Origin of the sequence: Neorhizobium sp. JUb45, assembly GCF_004343585.1 — a bacterium.
In the GTDB taxonomy this organism is placed as follows: domain Bacteria; phylum Pseudomonadota; class Alphaproteobacteria; order Rhizobiales; family Rhizobiaceae; genus Neorhizobium.
On sequence record NZ_SLYW01000002.1, the window covers coordinates 934327 to 956440 of the forward strand.

Genomic DNA, 22114 nt, shown 5'->3' on the forward strand with positions numbered 1-22114 from the left:
CAGCCCGGCCTTTTTCGTGTTTTGGTGGTGGGTTGCATTGCCTGACCGCAGTTGCATTAATGTTGATGCATTTCGGGTTGAGGGGGCATTGCGGTGGATCTCATTCATAATGAACGTACGAAATATTTGGCGGCCTCTTTCGACCGGTTGTCCACCGCTTGTCTGGCCGTGGGTGTCGTTACTCAACTTCCCGCATTGATGGCCATGAATGTGGGGTGGTCCGCCATCATCGATATCGCCAGTTGGCTTGTTGGCGCTCTTGCATTACATTTTGCGGGCCGGATTGTTCTCGGAGGATTGAGGTCATGACGTCCGCATACATATTTTTCTGGTACATTCTGCCGCCCCTAGTCGGCGCGCTCGGCCTGGCGATCGCCTTTTACTCCCGTTATGTGGAAAAAAAGACGCGCCCAAACCGCCACGCCGGTGAGTAGAGAGCTTTCTTGCTGAATCCCTCGCGACTTTCTTCAGCACCCATGACATAAGGCAGCCGATTTCCATTTTCCGAACCGGCAGCCATGATCCGCATCGAAAACATCAGCAAGTCGAACAGCCACCGCATTCTTTTCATCGAGGCGACCGCTGCACTCAACCGCGGCGAAAAGATCGGTCTGGTCGGGCCCAACGGCGCCGGCAAGACGACGCTGTTCCGCATGATCACCGGCAGCGAAGAGCCGGATGAAGGCCAGGTGTCGGTCGATAAGGGCATCACCATCGGTTATTTCAACCAGGATGTCGGCGAGATGTCCGGCCGCAGCGCCGTGGCGGAAGTCATGGAAGGGGCCGGCCCGGTCAGTATCGTGGCTGCGGAACTGCGCGAACTGGAAGCCGCCATGGTCGATCCCGACCGCATGGACGAGATGGATCAGATCATCGAGCGTTACGGCGACGTGCAGGCCCGTTACGAGGAACTGGACGGGTATGGTCTGGAAGGCCGCGCCCGCGAAGTGCTGGATGGCCTGAGCTTTAGTCAGGAGATGATGGACGGCGATGTCGGCAAGCTTTCGGGCGGCTGGAAGATGCGCGTCGCGCTGGCCCGCATTCTGCTGATGCGCCCGGACGTGATGCTGCTCGACGAACCTAGCAACCACCTGGACATCGAAAGCCTGATCTGGCTGGAAGCATTTCTCAAGGGATATGACGGTGCATTGCTGATGACCTCGCATGACCGCGAGTTCATGAACCGCATCGTTGGCAAGATTATCGAAATCGATGCCGGCTCGCTCAACTCCTATTCCGGCGATTACGGATTTTACGAGGAGCAGCGCGCTCTCAACGAAAAACATCAGCAGTCGCAGTTCGAGCGCCAGCAGGCGATGCTTGCCAAGGAAATCAAGTTTATCGAGCGTTTCAAGGCTCGCGCCAGCCACGCCTCGCAGGTGCAGAGCCGCGTGAAAAAACTCGACAAGATCGAGCGAGTCGAGCCGCCGAAGCGTCGCCAGACGGTGGCTTTCGAGTTCCAGCCGGCACCGCGTTCGGGCGAGGACGTGGTCAACCTCAAGGGTGTTCACAAGGCTTACGGCAGCCGCACGATCTATGAAGGTCTGGACTTCATGATCCGCCGCAAGGAACGCTGGTGCATCATGGGCATCAACGGTGCCGGAAAATCGACGCTGCTGAAGCTGATTGCCGGCTCAACCGAACCGGATCAGGGCTCGGTGGCGCTCGGCGCCAGCGTCAAGATGGGATATTTTGCCCAGCACGCAATGGACCTGCTGGATGGCGAGCAGACCGTGTTCGAATGGCTGGAAAGCGAGTTTCCGCGCGCCGGGCAGGGATCGCTCAGGGCGCTGGCGGGCTGTTTCGGTTTTTCCGGTGACGACATCGAAAAGAAGTGCCGCGTGCTTTCGGGTGGCGAAAAGGCCCGTCTGGTTATGGCGGCGATGCTGTTCGATCCGCCGAACTTTCTGGTCCTCGACGAGCCGACCAACCACCTTGATCTCGATACCAAGGAAATGCTGATCAGGGCGCTGTCGGAATATGAAGGCACGATGCTGTTCGTCAGCCATGATCGCCATTTCCTCGGCGAACTATCTAACCGCGTGCTGGAACTGACGCCGGATGGCATTCACCAGTATGGCGGCGGTTATACGGAATATGTGGAGCGCACCGGTTACGAAGCTCCCGGCCTGCAGGCCTGATTGGCGTCCATGGCGGATGAGGAAAAGGCGGCTGTCGAGGCCGCCTTTTGCGTTTATTTTCCGGTCGCCCTCAGGCGCGCTCTTCCCAGATCTTTGCCAGTTCCACCAGCGTTGCGACGGCCTTGTCCATGTCCTGATGGCTGACCCATTCCAGCGGCGAGTGAAAAGCATGGCCGCCGGCAAAGATGTTAGGGCAGGGCAGGCCCATGGCGGTCAGGCGCGAGCCGTCGGTGCCGCCGCGAATGCTGCCGCGCACGGCCTTCATGCCGGCGCGTTCCACCGCTTCCAGCGCATAGTCCATGATCTGTGGATGTTCGCTGAGCACGTTTTTCATGTTGCGGTACTGTTCGGTGACCTTGAATGTGTAGGTCGAGCCGGGGTAGGTCGCCATGACCTCCTTGACCATGCCTTCCAGCAATTCTTCCTTTTCGATCAGGCCTGCATCGACGAAATCGCGGATGATGAAGTGGATTGATGCACCTTCCATGGCGCCGGACACGCCGGTCGGGTGGATAAAGCCCTGCTTGCCTTTGGTGCTCTCGGGCGCCATGTCACGCGGCAGTTTTGCGATGATGTCGCCGGCGATGCGGATGGCGTTTTCCATCTTGCCGAAGGCGAAACCGGGATGGATGGCGACGCCCTTGATGGCGATATCGACGCTGTCGGCGGAAAACGTCTCGTCCTCGATATGGCCGGGTGTTTCACCATCCACGGTATAACCGAAATCGGCACCCAGCTTGGCAAGGTCGACTTTTTCGACGCCTCGCGCAATTTCCTCGTCCGGCGTGAACAGAAGGCGGATGGCGCCGTGTTTGATATCCGGGTTGTTCATCAGTATTTCGGCGGCGGTGATGATTTCGGCCAGGCCCGCCTTGTCATCGGCGCCGAGCAGCGTCGTACCGTCCGAAGTGACGATCGTATTGCCAATGTTTTGGGCCAGTTCCGGGTTTTCGCTGGCCTTGATGATGCGGCTCTTGTCACCGGGAAGGACGATGTCGCCGCCCTGATAATTCGTGATGACCTGTGGCTTGACGCCGGTGCCGGAAAAATCGGGTGCGGTGTCCATATGCGAGCAGAAGCAGATCACCGGCACATTGTTCTTGGTCGAGGTGGCCGGGATCGTCGCATAGACATAACCATGCTCGTCGAGATGCGCATCGGTGATGCCGATTGCCTGCAATTCCTCCACCAGCAGTTTGCCGAGCGTCAGCTGTTTGGCGGTCGATGGCTGGGTGGGCGAAGAGGCGTCGGACTGGGTGTCGATAACGACGTAGCGGAGAAAACGGTCGAGGACGGTGTCGGTCATATCGGGGGAATCCATCATTGCCTGTGATGGCAAAGATATAGCGGCCGCGGGCGCGGTCGGGAATGCCCAGATATTGGCATAGTGCCGGTGATGGTTTGGCCTCTCACCGGCACCGGTGCCGTCTCACTCGTGGATCGTGTAGGAACCCATCTTGCAGAGATCCTGCGTATCCTCGGTCGTGTCGAGGTTGGAATCCTCGGTAAACTCGAAACGCATGTCATACTTGCAGACGCTTCGGCCGTCGGCGATGGTGATTTTTATGCTCTGGCCGGGTTCCAGCACGTCCTGGCCAAACACGTCATCTTCCCAGTCATCGACACCACTTGGCGAAGTGTAAAAACGCTCCAGCGTCGAACTGGTGGCATTTTTCAGGGTGAAGACAAGGTCTTCTGCATGCGCATGACTGACCGACGCCGCGATGCCGACAATAATCGCCGCGACGGAAACGAGTTTTTTAGTCACTGGAGGTCTCCCGGGTCCGGAACTGGATTGATGATAAGTAACATAAGCGTGATTGCCCGCAATATATCTGTGAGCGAATGCTTAATAATTGCCGATTGCTGCGGTTGTGGTGCGACATCCGACCCTTGCGCGCCGCAGCACGAGTTCATACGTTTAGGGCCATACATATTGGCTGGCGCCGTATCAGGTGCCCGGCCCATTCATCGGGGTCAAAACCATGGATATCGAAAGAATCTTGCGGTCCGTTGTGGCCGTCCGCACAACCATTCCCGAAGATGCCTTCACTGCCGGGTCTCTCGGAACGCGTCGTGAAGGCAGTGGTATCGTCATCCGGGAAAACGGGCTTGTCCTGACCATCGGTTACCTGATCACCGAAGCGGAAGATGTCTGGTTGACCTTGCAGGACGGCCGCGTGGTGCCGGCACATGCGCTGGCCTACGATCAGGAAAGCGGCTTTGGCATCGTACAAGCGCTCGGGCCGCTCGATTTGCCCGCAGTGCCGCTTGGCGAGTCCGCCAAGGCGCAGGTTGGCGAACCGGTGGTGATCGTCGATGGCACGGGTGATTATGTGCAGGCGGCGATCGTCGCCAAGCAGGAATTTGCCGGTTACTGGGAATATCTGCTGGAAGAGGCAATCTTTATCGCGCCCGCACATCAGTCCTGGGGCGGCGCCGGCCTGTTCGATGCGGAAGGCACGCTGCTTGGTGTCGGCTCGCTGCGGCTGCAGATGAGCCAGCGCAACGAAGTCACCGACATAAACATGGTCGTGCCGATCGACATTCTGCGGCCAATTCTCGACGATCTCCTGAACCGTGGCGAGATCGACCGCGAACCGCGCCCCTGGCTTGGCGCCTTTTCCGCCGAAAGCGATGGCGAGGTCGTTGTCATGAGCGTTGCCGAGGGCAGCCCGGCGGCGCAGGCAGGATTGAAACGCGGCGATGTGATCTCGGAGATCCGCGATGGCGAGGTCGACGGTCTGGCCGATTTCTATCGAAAAGTATGGAGCAGTGGTCCGGCGGGTGCGCAGATCCCGATGCGCGTGTTGCGCGATGGCCGGGAAGCGTGGCTACGCATCAATTCCGCCGATCGCAACAGCTTTTTGAAAAAGCCGTCGATCCAGTAGGGCGGCAGGTCTTAACCTGCAGCCTTGATTTCCCGCACCAGCGCGTCGTCGATTTCGGTGGCGCGTTTGTAAGCCGGACGTTCCGACAGACGGCCGTAATAATCGACAAAGGCCTGACGCTTTTCGATCGTGCCGAACTGCAAACCCCAGCCGATCTGTGAGCCGACATAGACATCGGCTGCGGAAAAACGGTAGCCACCGACAAAGTCGTGGGCGCCGACGGCGCGTTCAAGCGTCGCCATGACCTCGGCATAATTGCCATAACCGACCATGCGTTCACGATCTTTGGCGATTTCCACACCAAGGGTCCTGTTGGTGACGGCAGCTTCCAGCGGGCCGGCGGCAAAGAACATCCAGCGGTAATAATCACCGCGTTCTTTCAGCGGAGGCGCGAGATTGGCCTCTGGAAAGGCGTCGGCGAGGTAGGCGCAGATGGCGGCGCATTCGGTCACCACCGTCTTGCCATGCACGATGGCCGGCACCTTGCCCATCGGGTTGACGGCCCGGTATTCGGCATCCTTCATCGTTGTGCCGAATTGCAGGATTTCCGCCTGATAGGGAACACCGACTTCCTCCAGCATCCAGCGGACGATGCGTCCGCGTGACATCGGGTGGGTGTAAAATAGGATCTTCTCAGCCATTCTCTCCTCCGTCCGGCTTGAAGGCTACGCGATGACGCTACAGCGGCTTGCGATACTGGATGAAGCCGGGCGCAACCGCCACACGGTCGTAAAGGCGTCTCGCCTTGGCATTGTCTTCCTGTGTCAGCCAGTAGAGGCGGCCGGCATTTTTATCGCGCGCGAGAAGCGCCACCTTTTCGATCAGCGCCTCGCCGACGCCACGGCCGCGCTGGCTGCCATCGACATAAAGGTCCTGCAGGTAGCAGGTCGTGTCCGGCAGCCAAGTGGAGCGGTGGAAGATGGCGTGAACGATGCCGACCAGCTTGCCATCATCGAAGGCACCGAGCACATACATAGGTTCAGCATCATCGTGAAACCGCGCCCAGGTGATGTCGTATTGGTCTTTGGGAAGCTCCGACTCGTAGAAGCGCAGATAGGCTTCGAACAACGGCTCCCAGCCCGCACGGTCGGACTGCACCAGAGGACGGATCTCGATCGGGGTATTGCTCATGCTTGCCTCCGGCGCAAAAGAAAACGGCGGGGAAAACCCCGCCGTTCAAATCTATTCCGAAAACCAGGGCTTACGCCATGGCCTTCTGAAGATTTTCGTCGATCTTGTCGAGGAAGGCGGTGGTCGACAGCCAAGGCTGATCCGGGCCGATGAGCAGCGCCAGATCCTTGGTCATGAAGCCGGCCTCAACTGTGTCGACGCAGACCTTTTCCAGGGTCGCTGCAAACTTCGCCAGTTCCTCGTTGTCGTCCAGCTTGGCGCGGTGCGCGAGGCCACGCGTCCAGGCGAAGATCGAAGCGATCGAGTTGGTCGAGGTTTCCTGACCCTTCTGGTGCTGGCGGTAGTGACGGGTGACCGTGCCGTGAGCGGCTTCGGCTTCGACCGTGCGGCCATCCGGCGACAGCAGAACCGAGGTCATCAGGCCGAGCGAGCCAAAGCCCTGCGCAACCGTGTCGGACTGAACGTCGCCGTCGTAGTTCTTGCAGGCCCAGACGTAACCGCCGGACCACTTCAGGGCCGAGGCGACCATGTCGTCGATCAGGCGGTGTTCGTAGGTGATGCCGGCTTCGTCGAACTTGGTCTTGAACTCGGTCTGGTAGATCTCTTCGAAGATGTCCTTGAAGCGACCGTCATAGGCCTTGAGAATGGTGTTCTTGGTCGACAGGTAGACCGGCCACTTGCGCATCAGGCCGTACATCATCGAAGCGCGGGCGAATTCGCGGATCGATTCGTCGAGGTTGTACATGGCCATGGCGACGCCGGCGCTCGGAGCGTCAAAGACGTCCTTCTCGATGACCTGGCCATCTTCGCCGACGAACTTGATCGACAGCTTGCCCTTGCCCGGGAACTTGAAATCGGTTGCCTTGTACTGGTCGCCGAAAGCGTGACGGCCGACAACGATCGGCTTGGTCCAGCCCGGAACGAGGCGCGGCACGTTTTCGCAGATGATCGGCTCGCGGAAGATGACGCCGCCCAGAATGTTGCGGATCGTGCCGTTCGGGCTCTTCCACATCTGCTTGAGGTTGAATTCCTTGACGCGGTCTTCGTCCGGCGTGATCGTCGCGCACTTGATGCCGACGCCGTGCTTCTTGATGGCGTGGGCGGCATCGACCGTGACCTGGTCGTTGGTGGCATCGCGGTTTTCGACGGAAAGGTCGAAATAGTCGATTTCGAGGTCCAGATACGGATGGATCAGCTTGTCCTTGATAAGCTGCCAGATGATGCGTGTCATTTCATCGCCGTCGAGATCTGCAACGGGATTGGCGACCTTGATCTTTTTCATATATCTGCCTCGTTCGAGAGATTGGATGGAATGGCCGTTGAAAAACGGTCACACCCGGATGGAAAAATGGTCTTTGCGCATGCGCTATAACATCGCATTGACGTGACGCAAAGAGTTTGAGCCGCGATCTTTTGCAGGAATATTATTGCCAAAATGCGGATCGGGGCTAAGGTCTGCCGACGCTTTCACCTCAAGGACTGATTTTGATGCGCACCCTCTCGCTCGCGCTGCTTTTCTCTGTCGCAGCCTCTGTTTGCCAGGCTGCCGACCCCGCCGATCCGGTGAAGGAGGTGATGCGAATCACCTCGGAAAACTGGAAGAGTGCCGAAAGCGACTGGAAGTTCATCTTCGATGCCGAGCCTTTGCAAAAGCTGTTCAGCAAGCGCTTTCAGGCGGCCTATCACGAGGCGGCGAAACACCCGGCCTATGACACGGATAATGGCCAGCCGGGCGATCCCTTCGGTTATGACGTGATCACCAATTCGCAGGACGGCTGTCCGCTTCAGGACATGAAGCTGGAGCAGAAACCGGGCAAGGACGGCGCCACCGATGTCGGCGTCAGCTTCAAATTCTGGACCTGCATGGATGACGACGACATCAAGAATTCCGTCGAAAAAGTGCATTTCGATGTGATCAGCGAAGACGGTCATCCGGTCATCGACGATATCCATCGGTATGACGACGACGAAAGCGACAGCGTCTATGCGGAGATGCAGGAACTGGCCAAGGGCCAGTGATTGCCTGACTATCCGGTTTATGGATGACATGACGGGATGCCGCCCGAAGGACGACACATGGCTGCCAGTTTCCTGACCCGCGCCCGCTTTTCCATCATCGACTGGCTTTTGGCGCAGGATCCGGCCTTTTCGCGGTTGCGCATGGGGGCCCGCGTGACGCTGACCATGCTGCTGTCGATCGGGCTGCTGATCGCCTTTCATACGCTGGTTCTGCCATTGCCGCCGATCTCCTACGGTCTGGCCATCATCCTGTCGATCGAAGGCGGGGTGGCGGTGCGTGACCGCAAGCCGCGCGATCAGCTGATCACCAGACTGCTCGGCTGCCTTGCCAGCCTTTGCGCAGTCGGCGTTGCGGCCATTCTGGAAGACAATCGCTACGTTTCCGACGTGGTGTTTCTGGGCGTGATCCTTTTGGCGACGCTTGCCCGCGTTTATGGGCCGCGCGGTTTTGCCATCGGCATGTTTGCCTTCACCTCCTATTTCATCGGCGCCTATCTGCGTCCAAGCTTTGCCGACCTGCCGCTTGCAGCGCTGGGGCCGATCGTGGCGGTTGCCATCGGCCACGTCGTGCGCACCTGGCTGATCACCGATGATCGCCGGCGTGATCTGTTGCAGTCGCTGATCGGTATTCAGGGACGGGTCAACACCATCCTGATCAAGCTTGCCGTGCTGTCTGCCGCGCGCGAATGGAGCCCTGCGGATCGCCGCGAATTGCAGCATCTGGAAGAGCGCCTGAAGGATGTGGCGATGACGGCGGAAGGGTTTCTGCCGCGTCCCGCTGATGGCGCGATCGATGCCGGCCAGGAACGGATCGCGGCGATGGCGACTGCCATTTTCGACGTGCATCTGGCGGCTGAAGGTGCGGTCGTCATCGGTCTGGAAAGCCTGCCGCCGTTTTCGCTCGTGCATGCCGTGCTGGAGCAGGATTCCGAAACCGTCGAAGGTTTCGAAAGGCTGCATACCGGCGACACGCCCGCCGACGAAAGCGTGCGGGCGCTGACATGGCTGCACAAGGCGCGTCTGACGCTGTCCGCGATGATCGAGGAGGGGCGTCGCGATCAGTTCCGTTCGCTGCAGCAGGAGATGGACAATGCACCGGCTGCCGCACCCATCGATTTTTCGCTGAAGAACCCGGTGGTGCGGGCGGCGTTGCAGATCACCATCGCCTCGGCGATCGCCATGGTCTGTGGGCTGATGCTGTCGCGCGACCGCTGGTTCTGGGCGGTGCTGACAGCGTTTCTGGTGTTTACCAATGCCAAGTCGCGGGGTGACGCGGCACTGCGGGCCGTGCAGCGGTCGATCGGCACGCTGCTCGGCATCGGCATGGGACTGGCGCTGGCGACGCTGCTCGGCGGGCACATGCTGTGGCTGACGGTGTTTGCCACGCTCGGGGTGTTTTTCGCCTTTTATTCGCTGCAGGTTTCCTATGCGGTGATGACATTTTTCGTGTCGATCACGCTTTGCCTCGTCTACGGCCTGATTGGCACGCTGACAACGGAGGTCCTCATTTTGCGTGTCGAAGAAACGCTGATCGGCGCCGCGGCCGGCACGCTTGTGTCTTTTCTGGTATTTCCGGCCAGCACGCGCTCGACCCTCGATGGTGCGCTTGACCGCTGGTACAGCGCTCTGAGGGCTCTGCTTGTGGCGGCAAAGGACGGGCAGGGCGGCTTTCGCATGGTGGAGCTTTCCAGCGAGCTCGACGCCGCCTATCGCGAGGTGACGACGGCGGCGCGACCGTTCGGCACCAGCTGGTCGGTGGTGACGAAACCGGGCAAAATCCGCCAGACGCTGGCGATCTTTCTGGCCTCCACCTACTGGGCGCGCACCTTTGCCCGCAGCCATGTGGTTGCCGGCGAAAGCTCGGCGGGCATGGCAACGGCTGTCGAGACCGCGCTCGTTAAACTCGATGCGGCAAAAGCCCGGCGCAGCGAATGTTTTTTCGCCGGGATGCAGGAGCGCGCCCAGCCTTCGCGGCATCTGCCGGTGTTCAAGGACGGCGCGCGGCTGGGTGTCGATATGGTCGCGACCATGCTGGACCGGCTCTATCCGAAAGCCTGAACGCTTGCCGCGCGCCGCCATGCGCGCTATTGCCCGCCCAGATATATGAGACGATCCGGACGAACGCGCCGGACAGAACCAACCGGAAGCATTCATGTCAGGCACCAATAGCGAACGCGAACTGATCGCCGAAGGCCCAGCCATCATTCTCGTCGAGCCGCAGCTTGGCGAAAACATCGGCATGGTGGCGCGTGCCATGGCCAATTTTGGCCTGGCCGAACTGCGCCTCGTCAATCCGCGCGACGGTTGGCCGAGCGAAAAGGCGCGTGCCGCAGCCTCCAAGGCCGACCATGTCATCGACGCCACCAAGGTCTACGAGACGCTGGAAGAGGCGACCGCCGACCTCAACTTCGTCTACGCGACGACGGCGCGCGAACGTTATGGCTTCAAGCCTGTGCGCTCGCCGGTAGTGGCTTGCCAGACGCTGCAACAGAAATTCAAGGGCGGCGAAAAGACCGGTATCCTGTTCGGCCGCGAACGCTGGGGCCTGACCAATGAAGAAGTGGCGCTCGCCGACGAGATCGTCACCTTTCCGGTCAATCCGGCCTTTGCGTCGCTCAATATCGCCCAGGCCGTGCTGCTGATGTCCTATGAATGGATGAAGTGCGGCATGGAGGATCTGTCCGAAACGCTGTTCGATCCGGTGGAGCAGAAGCCTTCGACCAAGGAGCAGGTGTTTGGCCTGTTCGAACATCTGGAAGAAGCGCTCGATTCCCGCGGTTATTTCCATCCGCCCGCGAAAAAGCCCAGAATGATCGACAACCTGCGCGCAGTCATCTCGCGCCGCGGATTTTCCGAACAGGAAATCAGCGTGTTTCGCGGCGTGATCAACTCGCTCGACCGTTTTCCGCGCCAATGGCCGCGCAAGGTCGTGCCGAGGCAGCAGAAGGCGACGGACAAGGCGGAGATCGAGGGGAATGACGGCGAATAACATGTCGCGGCCGGTGCTGGTGTTCGATTCTGGCATTGGCGGGCTGACTGTGCTGCGTGAGGCGCGCGTGCTGATGCCGGAACGCGGCTTCATCTATGTCGCCGACGATGCCGGTTTTCCCTATGGCGGCTGGGAAGAGCAGGCGCTGACGTCGCGCATCCTGTCGCTGTTCGAAAAGCTGCTCTCCGACTATCGCCCGGAAATCTGCATTATCGCCTGCAATACCGCCTTCACGCTGGCCGGTGCGGCGCTGCGCGAAAAATTCCCCGAGATGACATTCGTCGGAACCGTGCCGGCCATCAAGCCTGCGGCGGAGCGGACGCGGTCGGGTCTTGTGTCGGTGCTGGCGACGCCCGGCACCGTCAAGCGCGCCTATACGCGCGATCTCATCCAGTCCTTTGCCACACAATGCCATGTGCGTCTGGTCGGCTCTGAAAACCTCGCCCGCATGGCGGAAGCCTATATCCGCGGCGAGTCGCTGTCCGATGATGATATCCGCAGCGAGATCGCTCCTTGTTTCGTGGAGATGGACGGGAAAAAGACCGATATCGTCGTGCTGGCTTGCACGCATTATCCGTTCATGGCCAACCTGTTCAGACGTCTTGCGCCATGGCCGGTCGATTGGCTCGATCCCGCCGAGGCAATCGCCCGGCAGGCGCGTCGCAAGGTGCCGCTGGTCGATGGGGTCGATCACCCGGAAGATTTCGATTTTGCCGTGTTCACCTCCGGCAACCCGGATTTTGCAACACGTCGCCTGATGCAGGGCTTTGGCCTCAGCACGAACTGACGGCAGGTCTGCGCGTGCTATCTGTTGCGATCGTGCAACATGTTTTTCGCGGAGTGCAATTTTCGATTGCGAAGGCTTGCGCGATCAAAAAGAGCGTGGCATGTTTTCGGCATCCGCAACGCAAACACAAGGAGGCGCTTCATGACTGTATTTTTCGCACATACTCGCCTCCATGGCGGATCCAATCGAACCATGCGCGGCAATCCGCGCCTCATGCTTCGAGTGGCATTCAAGGGCTGATAAAGCCCGGAATCCGCCTTTTGGCAGCTATCTCACAATCAATCTGACGTAACCGGCTAATCCGTTCGGCGCCTTTTGCCGTCCGCATGTCCGCGCGCGTCGCCGACTTTCGAAAGGACCTGACCGCTCGCGCGTGTCGGGGCGGAAAAGCTATGCGTGAATTACAATTAATGGTTGATGACGTTCTCGATGCCCAGCTGGAGGCCTTGTGGCAGCGTCATGGTCCCTGGGCCATCTTGAAAGGGCTGATTGGCGCGTCGTTGCGGCGCAAGGCGCCGTGGCGTGCAAACAAAATCGACGATCTGGACAACTACATGCGTCGCGATATCGGTGCCCCTGAGATCGTGCCTGAAGTCGACCGCGCCCTTCATGCCTGATTTCTGCAATGGCGGGCATGCCCGTGAACGAAGAACTGACCTACCGTCCGCTGGCGTTGAAGGATATGGCTGCCGCATCGAATGTGTTTCGCAACGCATTCGATGCGCGACTTCCCTGGCTTGCAGGCCGTCACACTTCAGAAGAAGATCTGGCTTTCTGGTCGGGCTATCTGTTTACGAACTGCGTCATATGGGGCGTCGCGCGGCAGGACGAACTTATCGGCGTCATCGCCTTTCGTGAGAACTGGATAGAGCAGCTTTACGTCCTTCCGCACGCACATGGGCAGGGGATCGGTGCGCGCCTGCTGGATCAAGCAAAATCCACGCATTGCGTGCTGAGCCTTTGGACGTTTCAGCGCAATGTCGGGGCGCGGCGTTTCTACGAGGCGCATGGCTTTCTCGCGAGGCGAGAAACAGACGGTGCCGACAATGATGAGCGCGAACCGGATATGCTCTACCACTGGCGCCGATAATATGGCCCTGTGTATCTTTACGCGATACGGTTACGCATGATCGTGAGCTTTCGGCCTAAGGATTTGGAGGCCATTTATAAATCTGGCACGATCAGGGGCATTCAGGTTGCCTATGCCAGAAAGCTCGCACGTATCCTCTGGCTTGCTGGATGTCGCAACAACTTCTGCCGAATCGAATTTGCCCGGTGTCGGATTGCATTCGCTCAAAGGGGATTTGCGAGGTTATTGGTCTGTTTGGGTCAATGGCAATTGGCGGGTGACATTCCGGTTCATTGGAGCGGATGTCGAGCTTGTGGACTATCAGGATTATCATTGAAGGAGCGCCATCATGATGAAATCTCCCCCGCATCCCGGTGAGCTGCTCCGCGAGGACGTTCTTGTGCCGCTCCGGCTTTCCGTCACGGCAGCTGCCGAGAGGCTCGGAATGTTGCGCGTGGCGCTGTCGCGGGTATTGCATGGCCGCGCGGCAATCAGCCCGGATCTAGCAGTGCGTCTGGAAAGGGCTGGTGCCAGTACGGCACGTGCGTGGCTGGCCATGCAGGCCAATTATGACCTGTCGCAGGCCATGCAGCGTGAGCAGCCGGAAATCCGGCGCTTGGATGACGAGGCCGCGTGAATTCATTGATCTTGCCAGCCTGACGCTTCCGTGGCTTGCTGCGGTTTTCCGGGAGGGGATTTCATGTCGCTCGAACACTGGCTTGCTTTCGTTGCTGCTTCGGCGGTTCTTCTGGCCATTCCCGGTCCGACTATTCTTCTGGTCATTTCCTATTCGCTCAGCCACGGACGCAAGGTCGCCAGTGCGACGGTGGCAGGCGTGGCGCTCGGTGATTTCACCGCCATGACCGCCTCGATGCTGGGACTTGGCGCCTTGCTGGCGACCTCGGCAATGCTGTTCACGCTGCTGAAATGGGTTGGCGCCGGTTATCTGATCTATCTCGGTATCAAGCTTTGGCGTGCGCCCGTGGCAGGGCAGGCCGTCGATGCGGGAGAGAATGCGCCAGCAGTGCGGCCGCTAAAAGTGTTTCTGCACACCTATGCCGTCACCGCGCTCAATCCGAAAAGTATCGTGTTTTTCGTGGCTTTCCTGCCGCAGTTTCTCGATCTGGCAAAACCGCTGTTGTTCCAGATGGCCGTCTTCGAAGTGACATTCCTTGTGCTGGCCACAATCAACGCAGCACTTTATGGCCTGCTGGCATCGATGGCTCGCGACACGATCCGCAAGCCAAAAGTCCAGACGATCGTCAATCGCACCGGCGGTTCGCTGATGATCGGGGCAGGGCTGTTGTCGCTGGGCCTCAAACGCGCGGCTTGAAAGCTGCAAATGCAAAGACTGTGCATTTCGCCTCTTGCACCGCGAAACGAATCCCGATCTCTGTTATAGGCACGGAGAGCGTTTGGCGCTCTTGCGCTGCCATGTGCAGCGATAACAAAGATATCAATCCGTTAGCGATATAGACGAGGGCAGTGCATTGCAGGTCGGCATCGATATGGGCAACCTGGCAGGAGGGGACGCCGCCAAGCTCGATATCGAGGAGCTGCTGGCGACGCGTCTTCTTGTCCAGGGCAATTCCGGGTCCGGAAAGTCGCATCTTCTGCGCCGTCTTCTGGAGCAGTCCGCCCCTTGGGTGCAGCAGGTCGTCATCGATCCTGAAGGCGATTTCGTCACTCTGGCCGACAAGTTTGGCCATGTCGTGGTCGATGGTGAGCGCACCGAGGCTGAGCTTGCCGGCATTGCCAACCGTATCCGCAAGAACCGCGTCTCCTGCGTGCTGACGCTCGAAGGCCTCGATCTCGAAGAGCAGATGCGCGCTGCCGCCGCTTTCCTGAACGGCCTGTTCGATGCCGACCGTGATTTCTGGTATCCGGTTCTGGTCGTGGTCGATGAAGCGCAGATGTTTGCGCCATCGGTTGGCGGTGACGTCTCCGAAGATGCGCGAAAAATGTCGCTCGGCGCGATGACCAACCTGATGTGTCGTGGCCGTAAGCGTGGTCTGGCCGGGGTCATCGCCACCCAGCGTCTGGCAAAGCTTGCCAAGAACGTCGCGGCTGAAGCCTCCAACTTCCTGATGGGTCGTACCTTTCTCGATATCGACATGGCGCGCGCCGCCGATCTGCTCGGCATGGATCGTCGTCAGGCAGAAATGTTCCGCGATCTGAAGCGCGGCAATTTTGTCGCGCTCGGCCCGGCCCTGTCGCGCCGTCCGTTGCCGATCGTCATCGGCACGGTGGAAACTTCTGCGCGTTCGTCCAGCCCCAAGCTGATGCCGCTGCCGGATGCGCCGCAGGATGTCGAAGACCTGATCTTTACGCCCGACCCCGAAGAATTTTCGCGCCCGTTGACCGCTGTGCGCCGCCCGACGCCTACGCCGCGCCCGACAACCGATATTCTGGCCGAGCTTTCTCGCTCGACGCCGGCCGTGATGCAGCCTTCGCCGTCTGAGCCGCGTGTACCGGTGCCGGAACTGTCGGAGGAGGAGCGGGAAGAGCGCCTTATGGCGGTGATGGCGGAAATCCTCGACGATCCGCAATCGGCCTATCGCACCGATGCCGTTCTCTATCAGGATTTTCTGGTGCGCGCCCGCATGCGCCGCCTGCCCGGATCGCCGATCTCGCTCAGCGATTTCCGCCGCCGCACGGCGATTGCCCGTTCAGGCGTAGATGCGACCATGGCAACGAGTGAAGCCTGGGCGACTGTGCTTTCGCTGTCCAACGGCGTTTCGGACGACCTTCAGGGCGTGTTCCTGATGATGGCGAAAGCGGCGCTCGGGGCTGAGCCTTGCCCGTCCGACGCCCGTATCGCCCGTGCTTACGGCACCCATTCCGCCCGCCGCGCCCGCCGCCTGCTGGGGTATTTCGAGGAGCAGGGGCTGATCGTCGTGCATGCGGATTTTTCCGGAAAACGTATCGTCGCTTTCCCCGATCTGCAGGCCGAAACGGCACCGGGCAGCGCCGAAGCGCCTGACGAGGGTGACCTCAAGATCGCGGCCGAGTAGTTTTTAGATCTCGATGATGTGGAGCGCATCGCGTCCACCGATGACGGCTTGCGCGCGGATGTGCCTGTCGAATGTGGCGAAATACCCTCGGTAGCTGCGGGCGAGGCCCAGAAGATAGATATCTGTTACCTGTTTGTGCGAGATCATCTCGTCAGTCCGAAAAATGCTGTCGTCCAGCAGGCTGATGCAGTCATTCCAGAAGACATGGCCGCTCATTTGTCGCAGCATCGCTAACATCTGTATTACCAAGGCGGGAGACTTGGTGCTGTTGGGATAGCGTGGATTGGATACGATCCTGACCAGGCCGTTTTCTGTGATCGCGCAGCTTGCCCAGCCGTTGGCCCCGTTCCGTCCCAGCCAGCGATGAGCAACATCGTGGTTTTCATGGTGGCGGTCGGCCAAAGCGATCAGAACATTGACGTCCAGTAGTGAGGTCAATACTCGTCGTCCCTGAGCGCGTTGACAATATCAATCGTCACCGGCTTTGATCCAAACTGTTTGGGAATTAACGGAACCCCGTTTCTCATTTCCCACCGCAATGGCGTCAGCGATTTGCGGGCAAGCTCTGATATGACGTCACCAATTTGCCGTTCCTCGCTCTCTGCGATTTTCTTCGCGGCCTCAAAAACGTCGTCATCGATGTCAAGGTTCATCTGCATGGATCACCTTTGGGCTGTCTGTCATATGATTATACGCACAACTCTTCGATCCCTCAACGCATCGCGCAGTTGACAATTCCATGACAGGCCCATAAACACCGCGCCAGCGCCGGGTATCAAAGCCCGGTGTTTTAATGACATGTCCCGTGGCACTCTCCGGTCGCTACCGTGAGAAGCCTGTCAGAACTTCTAAAACGAGGTTCAGAGGAGGGCGTGTTTCCTTCATCCGGTTTGGCAACAGACCGGTGTAACCGTTCGAAAGGAAATGCGATGAGCAAGCGCGAATCGTCCAAGTACAAAATTGACCGCCGTATGGGCGAAAACATCTGGGGTCGTCCGAAGTCCCCGGTTAACCGCCGCGAATACGGCCCCGGCCAGCACGGCCAGCGCCGCAAGGGCAAGCTTTCGGACTTTGGTGTGCAGCTGCGCGCCAAGCAGAAGCTGAAGGGCTACTACGGCGACATCCGCGAGAAGCAGTTCCGCGCGACCTACGAAGAAGCCAACCGTCGCAAGGGCGACACCGGTGAAAACCTGATCGGTCTGCTGGAATCGCGTCTGGACGCCATCGTCTACCGCGCCAAGTTCGTACCGACGGTCTTCGCTGCCCGTCAGTTCGTCAACCACGGCCACGTCACGGTCAACGGCGTTCGCGTCAACATCGGTTCTTACCGTTGCAAGGCCGGCGACGTTATCGAAGTTCGCCAGAAGTCGAAGCAGCTGGTAACGGTTCTCGAAGCCGTTTCGCTCGCTGAACGCGACGTTCCGGACTATATCGAAGTCGACCACAACAAAATGGTTGCCACCTTCGCTCGCGTACCGTCGCTTTCGGATGTGCCGTACGCGGTCATCATGGAACCGTCGCTCGTCGTCGAATTCTACTCGCGTTAATCGCGACGAAAATTTACGGAAATGGCCCCGCAAGGGGCCGTTTTTGTATCTGCCATACGAAAAAGCCGCTTCCTTTCGGAGGCGGCTTTTTGCGTTGGTGTTGTTTTTTCTATTGCTGCGACAGGCGGCGCTTGCGGATGATCCGGGCGATGACAAAGCCGGTCCAGACGAGGAAACAGATGAACCCGAGCGGCACCGTTGCCATGCCCAGCCAGCCGAGCACGAAGAGAAAAGCCAGAAGTTCTCCGATATCGGTGCCGAAGATGATGCACGGATAGCTGCCGGCTTCATCGACGCGGCAGCCAGCCGCATCCGCGACCGAGATGCTGGTGAGTGCCGAGATCAGCGGGAACAGTGCAAACAGCAGGATGACCGTCAGAGTGGCGAAATAGGCCAGCACCGGGTGGCGCTGGCCAAAACGCAAACGTTCCTTGCCGAGCGGTCGCCTCACTTGGTGGCGGCTTTTTTCTTCTGCGGCTCGGAGGTTTCGGCTGCAGTCACCTTTTCAGCGGGTTGGCCGGCGACGATTTCTTCCTTAGGCACAGGTGGGCCCATGCGGTTCCAGGCGTCGAGGCCGGCGATCTTGTAGGCTTCGGCAAGTGTGGGATAGTTGAAGGTGTTTTCGACGAAATATTCGACGGTGCCCTTGAGGTTGAGCACGGCCTGGCCGATGTGCACGAGCTCGGTCGCTGTTTCGCCGATGATATGGACGCCGAGAAGACGACGGGTCTTCAGCGAGAAGATCAGCTTCAGCATGCCGTTGTCGAGGCCCATGATGTGGCCGCGCGAGGTTTCGCGGAAACGCGCAATGCCGCATTCGTAGGGAATGCCGCGTTCCTTCATCTCTTCTTCCGTCAGGCCGCAAGTGGAAATTTCCGGCACGGCATAGATGCCGTAAGGGAAGTATTTCTGCGGTTCCTTGGTGATGGCGCCGACGGCAACGCGGGCGGCAATGCGGCCCTGTTCCATCGAGGTCGAGGCAAGGCTCGGGAAGCCGACGACATCGCCGGCGGCAAAGATGCCGGGCACGGAGGTCTCGAATGTTTCCGGGTTAACGCGCAGGCGACCACGGCTGTCGGCTTCAAGGCCGGCGGCAGCAAGGTTCAGGCTGTCGGTGGCGCCGATGCGGCCTGCAGCAAACAGGACCATGTCGGCGATGATGCGGCGGCCGGTATCGACCGTCACGGAAACCTTGCCATCGGGCAGGCGCTCGACCTTTTCAGCCTTCTGGCCGAGCAGAAGCTTCATGTTGCGGTCGCGCAGCTGGTAGGTGAAGTCCTCGACGATTTCCTTGTCGATGAAATCGAGCATGGTCGATTTCGGATCGATGACGGTGACGGCGGTGTCGAGCGCGGAGAAGATGGTGGCATATTCGATGCCGATGACGCCGGCGCCGATAACCACCAGCGAGCGCGGCAGGCGCGCGATATCCAGCAGCTCGTCACTGTCGAGAACGGTCTCGTTGTCGAACGGGATGTAATCGGGGCGGAACGGCTTTGTGCCGACGGCGAGCAGGATGCTGTTGCCATTGACGTGCAGGATTTCGCCGTCGTCCTTTTCGATCGCCAGCGTGTCCTTGGCGACGAATGTCGCCTTGCCGCGCATGAGATGGACGCGGTTGCGGGAGAACTGGTGCTCAAGGACCTCGACTTCGTGGTCGAGCGTGATCAGCAGGCGGCGGCGCAGATCTTCGGCGCTGATCTCCTGCTTGACGCGGTAGGAGAGGCCGTAAAAGCCACGCTCTCGCCAGCCGGAAAGATTGAGTGCCGTCTCACGCAGCGTCTTGGACGGGATGGTGCCGGTGTGGACGGAGACGCCGCCGACACGTTTGCCCTGTTCGATGACAAGGACTTTCTTGTCCAGCTTTGCGGCCTGTATGGCTGCGCGGCGGCCTGCTGGGCCGCTGCCGACGACGATCAGATCATAATGGTTCATAAAAAACTCCGGCTTCTGGTGCTCGGTCGAGTTCGCAATATGGCGACCAATTGTCGCAATATCTACTCTATTTTTCTGAACGTTTGATTGCGCCCGGCAGAAATTTTACGCACCTGCACATCGTTTGTGCAGCGCAAAAAAATGATGAAAATCTAGCTTGACGCAAACGTTAAAATGTCTTTGTCTGGGACCAATTCAAGATTGGTTCAGTAAATGGTCCGCCGGTGAGCGAAGTATCCCATGACAATTCGGCCTACGCCCTGGAGCGCCTGCGGGCGCTGATCGCCAGTGGTGACCTCGCCGATGACAAGCTGCCGACCGAACGCGCTCTTTCCGAGATGATGGGGGTGGGCCGTCGCTCCGTACGCCGCGCGCTCGAAGTGCTGGAATCGGAAGGCCTGATCTGGCGCCGTCAGGGGGCAGGGACCTTCGTTGGTGAAAAGCCCGATGGCTGGAGCAGCCATGTCGAGGCGCTGGTGGCCGGCACGGACATCATGGAAATCATGGAGGTGCGCCTGCGCATCGAGCCGCAGCTGGCGCAACTGGCGGCGCTTCGGGCAAAACCGGCAGAGATTGAGCGTATGCGGGCGTTGGCGGAAAAAATCGGCCAGAGCACGGATGCCGATTCCAAGGAGCTTTGGGATGGCGCGCTGCATCGGCAGATCGCCCAGAGTGCCGGAAACCAGCTTTTTCTGTCGATCTTCGATGTCATCAACCGCATCCGTCAGGATGCGGCGTGGCAGTCGATCCGCGAGCGTGCCCGTCGCGTCGGGAAGAATCCGCGTGCCTCATATCTGCAGCATCATGCCATCGTCGATGCGATCGCGGAGCGTGACCCGGGCAAGGCGAGCGAAGCGATGCGGCTGCATCTCTTGATGCACCAGGAACGACTTATCCGTGCAACCTCACTCGATGCCGCCGGACTTACGGACAAGGAGATTGCTGCGTTGGAAATCATTGATGACGAGGGAGATCGTCTCAGCGCCGCATCCTGAACCGTCGAAATGCCTGCCGCACCTTTTCGGGCGGCCAAAAAGAACAATGCCGACACAGAGATAAATCAGACCAGAGGAACGAACATGAAGAAATTTTCCGCATTCACCTCGGCACTGCTGGCCAGCGCCTTCCTGGCCGCACCAGTCATGTCTGCCGAATTGCGCATCGGCCTCAATGACGATGCCGACGTTCTCGATCCGGCGCAGTCGCGCACTTTCGTCGGTCGTATCGTCTATACCTCGATGTGCGACAAGCTGGTCGACATCGACCAGAACATGAAGGTCGTGCCGCAGCTGGCTACAGAATGGGCCTGGTCCGAAGAGGGCAAGGTTCTGACGATGAAGATCCGCGAAGGCGTGAAATTCCACGACGGCGAAACCCTGGATGCGGCGGCCGTCGTCTACACGATCGAACGTAACCTGACCCTGCCGGAATCGCGCCGCAAGAGCGAGCTTTCCTCGGTTGCCAAGGTCGAGGCGACTGGCCCGCTGGAAGTGAAGTTCACGCTGAAATCGCCTGACGTTACGCTGCTCGCACAGCTGACCGATCGCGCCGGCATGATCGTCGCTCCCAAGGCCGCCAAGGAACTCGGCGCCAATTTTGGTTCCAAGCCGGTCTGCGCCGGCCCGTTCAAGTTCGTCGAGCGCATCCAGCAGGACCGTATCGTTCTCGAAAAGTTTGCCGACTACTGGGACAAGGACAAGATCAAGGTCGACAAGCTGACCTTCCTGCCGATCCCGGACACAACGGTGAAGCTCGCTAACCTGCGTTCGGGTGATCTGGACATCGCCGAGCGTATCTCGGCCTCCGATGCGCAGTCCGTGAAGGATGATGCGAACCTGACCTATGCAGACGTCATCGGCCCGGGCTACATGGCCATGTACGCCAACGTCAACAATGGCCCACGCGCCGACAACCCGCTCGGCAAGGACAAGCGCCTGCGCCAGGCTTTCTCGCTGGCAATCGACCGCGAAGCAATCGGCCAGATCGTTTTTGAAGGCACGTCGCTGGCAGGTAACCAGCCGTTCCCGTCGACCAGCCCGTGGTTCAACAAGAACCTTCCGGTGCCGGCCCGTGATGTTGAAAAGGCAAAGCAATTGATGAAGGAAGCGGGCTACGAGACGCTCGACATCGAACTGCAGCACGCCAACAACACTACGCAGACGCAGATGATGCAGGTCATCCAGTCGATGGTTGCGGAAGCGGGTTTCAACGTGTCGCTGAAGGCGACCGAATTCGCAACGCTGCTGTCTGAACAGACTGCCGGCAACTATCAGCTCAGCCGTTCCGACTGGTCCGGCCGTATTGATCCTGATGGCAATGTTCACCAGTTCGTCACCTGCAAGGGCGGCATCAACGACGTGAAATATTGCAACCCGGAAGTAGACAAGCTGCTCGACGAAGCCCGCACTTCGCCGGATGAAGCCGTGCGCAAGGAAAAGTATGATGCTGTCAGCGTCATCCTCAACGATGACATGCCGATCATCTATCTCGGCCATCAGCCCTATGCCTATGCCATTTCCAAGAAGGTCGAAGGCTTTGCGCCGTCGCCGGATGGCATGATGCGTCTGCTGGGTGTTTCCAAGAAGTAATCC

General features: G+C 59.3%; 25 protein-coding genes and 1 pseudogene. 17 read left to right on the top strand and 9 right to left on the bottom strand.

What is annotated here, in order from left to right:
* Positions 1 to 93: 93 nt before the first annotated feature.
* From EDF70_RS11420 to EDF70_RS11425, 3 genes are all read left to right on the top strand, one after another.
* On the top strand, positions 94 to 309 hold the full coding sequence (locus EDF70_RS11420) for a hypothetical protein (RefSeq protein ID WP_132273421.1): 216 nt from the start codon (positions 94 to 96) through the stop codon (positions 307 to 309).
* Positions 306 to 434, top strand: coding sequence for a hypothetical protein (locus EDF70_RS30640; protein WP_281033579.1), 129 nt, complete (start codon positions 306 to 308; stop codon positions 432 to 434). Before EDF70_RS11420 ends, EDF70_RS30640 begins: the two co-directional genes overlap by 4 nt.
* Positions 435 to 518: 84 nt before the next feature.
* Positions 519 to 2141, top strand: a complete 1623-nt coding sequence (locus EDF70_RS11425) for an ABC-F family ATP-binding cassette domain-containing protein (RefSeq protein WP_132273422.1) — start codon at positions 519 to 521, stop codon at positions 2139 to 2141.
* Positions 2142 to 2211: 70 nt separating this feature from the next.
* Here EDF70_RS11425 and pepT read toward each other — a convergent pair whose 3' ends face one another.
* Together pepT and EDF70_RS11435 are read right to left on the bottom strand one after the other, a co-directional pair.
* Positions 2212 to 3447, bottom strand: a complete 1236-nt coding sequence (pepT, locus tag EDF70_RS11430) for a peptidase T (RefSeq protein WP_132273423.1) — start codon at positions 3445 to 3447, stop codon at positions 2212 to 2214.
* Positions 3448 to 3570: 123 nt separating this feature from the next.
* On the bottom strand, positions 3571 to 3879 hold the full coding sequence (locus EDF70_RS11435; protein WP_132273788.1) for a hypothetical protein: 309 nt from the start codon (positions 3877 to 3879) through the stop codon (positions 3571 to 3573).
* A 247-nt stretch (positions 3880 to 4126) separates the two neighbouring features.
* On the opposite strand from EDF70_RS11435, the gene EDF70_RS11440 reads away from it, so the two are divergent.
* Positions 4127 to 5032 (top strand): S1C family serine protease, encoded by a 906-nt coding sequence (locus tag EDF70_RS11440; RefSeq protein WP_132273424.1) that lies wholly within the window; start codon positions 4127 to 4129, stop codon positions 5030 to 5032.
* 11 nt (positions 5033 to 5043) lie between these two features.
* Here the strand turns inward: EDF70_RS11440 and EDF70_RS11445 are convergent, their stop codons facing one another.
* The 3 genes from EDF70_RS11445 to EDF70_RS11455 form a co-directional block, all read right to left on the bottom strand.
* Positions 5044 to 5673, bottom strand: a complete 630-nt coding sequence (locus tag EDF70_RS11445) for a glutathione S-transferase family protein (RefSeq protein WP_132273425.1) — start codon at positions 5671 to 5673, stop codon at positions 5044 to 5046.
* A 37-nt stretch (positions 5674 to 5710) separates the two neighbouring features.
* Positions 5711 to 6163, bottom strand: coding sequence for a GNAT family N-acetyltransferase (locus EDF70_RS11450; RefSeq protein WP_132273426.1), 453 nt, complete (start codon positions 6161 to 6163; stop codon positions 5711 to 5713).
* Between the two features lie 70 nt (positions 6164 to 6233).
* The gene (locus tag EDF70_RS11455; protein WP_132273427.1) at positions 6234 to 7445 is read right to left on the bottom strand and encodes an NADP-dependent isocitrate dehydrogenase; all 1212 of its coding nucleotides are present in this window, start codon (positions 7443 to 7445) and stop codon (positions 6234 to 6236) included.
* Between the two features lie 206 nt (positions 7446 to 7651).
* On the opposite strand from EDF70_RS11455, the gene EDF70_RS11460 reads away from it, so the two are divergent.
* From EDF70_RS11460 to EDF70_RS11505, 10 genes and pseudogenes are all read left to right on the top strand, one after another.
* Positions 7652 to 8182 (top strand): hypothetical protein, encoded by a 531-nt coding sequence (locus EDF70_RS11460; protein WP_132273428.1) that lies wholly within the window; start codon positions 7652 to 7654, stop codon positions 8180 to 8182.
* 57 nt (positions 8183 to 8239) lie between these two features.
* The gene (locus tag EDF70_RS11465) at positions 8240 to 10240 is read left to right on the top strand and encodes an FUSC family protein (protein WP_132273429.1); all 2001 of its coding nucleotides are present in this window, start codon (positions 8240 to 8242) and stop codon (positions 10238 to 10240) included.
* Between the two features lie 94 nt (positions 10241 to 10334).
* On the top strand, positions 10335 to 11171 hold the full coding sequence (locus tag EDF70_RS11470) for an RNA methyltransferase (protein ID WP_132273430.1): 837 nt from the start codon (positions 10335 to 10337) through the stop codon (positions 11169 to 11171).
* Entirely contained in the window at positions 11158 to 11958 is an 801-nt protein-coding gene (gene murI / locus EDF70_RS11475; protein ID WP_132273431.1) for a glutamate racemase, read from the top strand. The genes EDF70_RS11470 and murI overlap by 14 nt, the downstream gene beginning before the upstream one ends.
* 392 nt (positions 11959 to 12350) lie before the next feature.
* Complete coding sequence (locus EDF70_RS11480) at positions 12351 to 12575, top strand: hypothetical protein (RefSeq protein WP_132273432.1); 225 nt, start codon at positions 12351 to 12353, stop codon at positions 12573 to 12575.
* Positions 12576 to 12598: 23 nt separating this feature from the next.
* Complete coding sequence (locus EDF70_RS11485; protein ID WP_245519123.1) at positions 12599 to 13048, top strand: GNAT family N-acetyltransferase; 450 nt, start codon at positions 12599 to 12601, stop codon at positions 13046 to 13048.
* Between the two features lie 36 nt (positions 13049 to 13084).
* A pseudogene (locus EDF70_RS11490) lies at positions 13085 to 13364 on the top strand (type II toxin-antitoxin system RelE/ParE family toxin).
* Positions 13365 to 13376: 12 nt separating this feature from the next.
* The gene (locus EDF70_RS11495; RefSeq protein ID WP_132273434.1) at positions 13377 to 13664 is read left to right on the top strand and encodes a HigA family addiction module antitoxin; all 288 of its coding nucleotides are present in this window, start codon (positions 13377 to 13379) and stop codon (positions 13662 to 13664) included.
* A 63-nt stretch (positions 13665 to 13727) separates the two neighbouring features.
* The gene (locus EDF70_RS11500; RefSeq protein WP_132273435.1) at positions 13728 to 14360 is read left to right on the top strand and encodes a LysE family translocator; all 633 of its coding nucleotides are present in this window, start codon (positions 13728 to 13730) and stop codon (positions 14358 to 14360) included.
* A 157-nt stretch (positions 14361 to 14517) separates the two neighbouring features.
* Positions 14518 to 16041: an ATP-binding protein gene (locus tag EDF70_RS11505; protein ID WP_165931994.1), complete on the top strand. Its 1524-nt coding sequence runs from the start codon at positions 14518 to 14520 to the stop codon at positions 16039 to 16041.
* 3 nt (positions 16042 to 16044) lie between these two features.
* Here the strand turns inward: EDF70_RS11505 and EDF70_RS11510 are convergent, their stop codons facing one another.
* Together EDF70_RS11510 and EDF70_RS11515 are read right to left on the bottom strand one after the other, a co-directional pair.
* The gene (locus tag EDF70_RS11510) at positions 16045 to 16479 is read right to left on the bottom strand and encodes a TA system VapC family ribonuclease toxin (RefSeq protein ID WP_132273436.1); all 435 of its coding nucleotides are present in this window, start codon (positions 16477 to 16479) and stop codon (positions 16045 to 16047) included.
* Complete coding sequence (locus tag EDF70_RS11515; RefSeq protein ID WP_245519124.1) at positions 16476 to 16694, bottom strand: CopG family transcriptional regulator; 219 nt, start codon at positions 16692 to 16694, stop codon at positions 16476 to 16478. Before EDF70_RS11515 ends, EDF70_RS11510 begins: the two co-directional genes overlap by 4 nt.
* A 276-nt stretch (positions 16695 to 16970) precedes the next feature.
* On the opposite strand from EDF70_RS11515, the gene rpsD reads away from it, so the two are divergent.
* A complete protein-coding gene (rpsD, locus tag EDF70_RS11520; RefSeq protein ID WP_132273438.1) occupies positions 16971 to 17588 on the top strand; it encodes a 30S ribosomal protein S4 in 618 nt (205 codons plus the stop codon).
* 109 nt (positions 17589 to 17697) lie between these two features.
* On the opposite strand, the gene EDF70_RS11525 is transcribed toward rpsD, so the two are convergent.
* Both EDF70_RS11525 and sthA read right to left on the bottom strand, forming a co-directional pair.
* Complete coding sequence (locus EDF70_RS11525) at positions 17698 to 18039, bottom strand: hypothetical protein (protein WP_132273439.1); 342 nt, start codon at positions 18037 to 18039, stop codon at positions 17698 to 17700.
* Complete coding sequence (gene sthA, locus EDF70_RS11530; protein ID WP_132273440.1) at positions 18036 to 19523, bottom strand: Si-specific NAD(P)(+) transhydrogenase; 1488 nt, start codon at positions 19521 to 19523, stop codon at positions 18036 to 18038. Before sthA ends, EDF70_RS11525 begins: the two co-directional genes overlap by 4 nt.
* A gap of 224 nt (positions 19524 to 19747) precedes the next feature.
* Between sthA and EDF70_RS11535 the strand changes: the two genes are divergently transcribed.
* Together EDF70_RS11535 and EDF70_RS11540 are read left to right on the top strand one after the other, a co-directional pair.
* Positions 19748 to 20518 (top strand): FadR/GntR family transcriptional regulator, encoded by a 771-nt coding sequence (locus EDF70_RS11535; protein ID WP_132273441.1) that lies wholly within the window; start codon positions 19748 to 19750, stop codon positions 20516 to 20518.
* A 147-nt stretch (positions 20519 to 20665) separates the two neighbouring features.
* Positions 20666 to 22111, top strand: a complete 1446-nt coding sequence (locus tag EDF70_RS11540; protein WP_245519148.1) for an ABC transporter substrate-binding protein — start codon at positions 20666 to 20668, stop codon at positions 22109 to 22111.
* Positions 22112 to 22114 lie beyond the last annotated feature (3 nt).

Excerpts from the sequence above, each read along its gene's own strand:
- EDF70_RS11455 (WP_132273427.1), bottom strand. The coding sequence starts at position 7,445 with ATGAAAAAGATCAAGGTCGCCAATCCCGTTGCAGATCTCGACGGCGAT.
- EDF70_RS11440 (WP_132273424.1), top strand. The coding sequence starts at position 4,127 with ATGGATATCGAAAGAATCTTGCGGTCCGTTGTGGCCGTCCGCACAACC.
- EDF70_RS11515 (WP_245519124.1), bottom strand. The coding sequence starts at position 16,694 with ATGAACCTTGACATCGATGACGACGTTTTTGAGGCCGCGAAGAAAATC.
- EDF70_RS11445 (WP_132273425.1), bottom strand. The coding sequence starts at position 5,673 with ATGGCTGAGAAGATCCTATTTTACACCCACCCGATGTCACGCGGACGC.
- EDF70_RS11460 (WP_132273428.1), top strand. The coding sequence starts at position 7,652 with ATGCGCACCCTCTCGCTCGCGCTGCTTTTCTCTGTCGCAGCCTCTGTT.
- pepT (WP_132273423.1), bottom strand. The coding sequence starts at position 3,447 with ATGACCGACACCGTCCTCGACCGTTTTCTCCGCTACGTCGTTATCGAC.
- EDF70_RS11425 (WP_132273422.1), top strand. The coding sequence starts at position 519 with ATGATCCGCATCGAAAACATCAGCAAGTCGAACAGCCACCGCATTCTT.
- murI (WP_132273431.1), top strand. The coding sequence starts at position 11,158 with ATGACGGCGAATAACATGTCGCGGCCGGTGCTGGTGTTCGATTCTGGC.
- EDF70_RS11480 (WP_132273432.1), top strand. The coding sequence starts at position 12,351 with ATGCGTGAATTACAATTAATGGTTGATGACGTTCTCGATGCCCAGCTG.
- sthA (WP_132273440.1), bottom strand. The coding sequence starts at position 19,523 with ATGAACCATTATGATCTGATCGTCGTCGGCAGCGGCCCAGCAGGCCGC.
- rpsD (WP_132273438.1), top strand. The coding sequence starts at position 16,971 with ATGAGCAAGCGCGAATCGTCCAAGTACAAAATTGACCGCCGTATGGGC.
- EDF70_RS11540 (WP_245519148.1), top strand. The coding sequence starts at position 20,666 with ATGTCTGCCGAATTGCGCATCGGCCTCAATGACGATGCCGACGTTCTC.
- EDF70_RS11495 (WP_132273434.1), top strand. The coding sequence starts at position 13,377 with ATGATGAAATCTCCCCCGCATCCCGGTGAGCTGCTCCGCGAGGACGTT.
- EDF70_RS11450 (WP_132273426.1), bottom strand. The coding sequence starts at position 6,163 with ATGAGCAATACCCCGATCGAGATCCGTCCTCTGGTGCAGTCCGACCGT.
- EDF70_RS30640 (WP_281033579.1), top strand. The coding sequence starts at position 306 with ATGACGTCCGCATACATATTTTTCTGGTACATTCTGCCGCCCCTAGTC.
- EDF70_RS11470 (WP_132273430.1), top strand. The coding sequence starts at position 10,335 with ATGTCAGGCACCAATAGCGAACGCGAACTGATCGCCGAAGGCCCAGCC.
- EDF70_RS11465 (WP_132273429.1), top strand. The coding sequence starts at position 8,240 with ATGGCTGCCAGTTTCCTGACCCGCGCCCGCTTTTCCATCATCGACTGG.
- EDF70_RS11500 (WP_132273435.1), top strand. The coding sequence starts at position 13,728 with ATGTCGCTCGAACACTGGCTTGCTTTCGTTGCTGCTTCGGCGGTTCTT.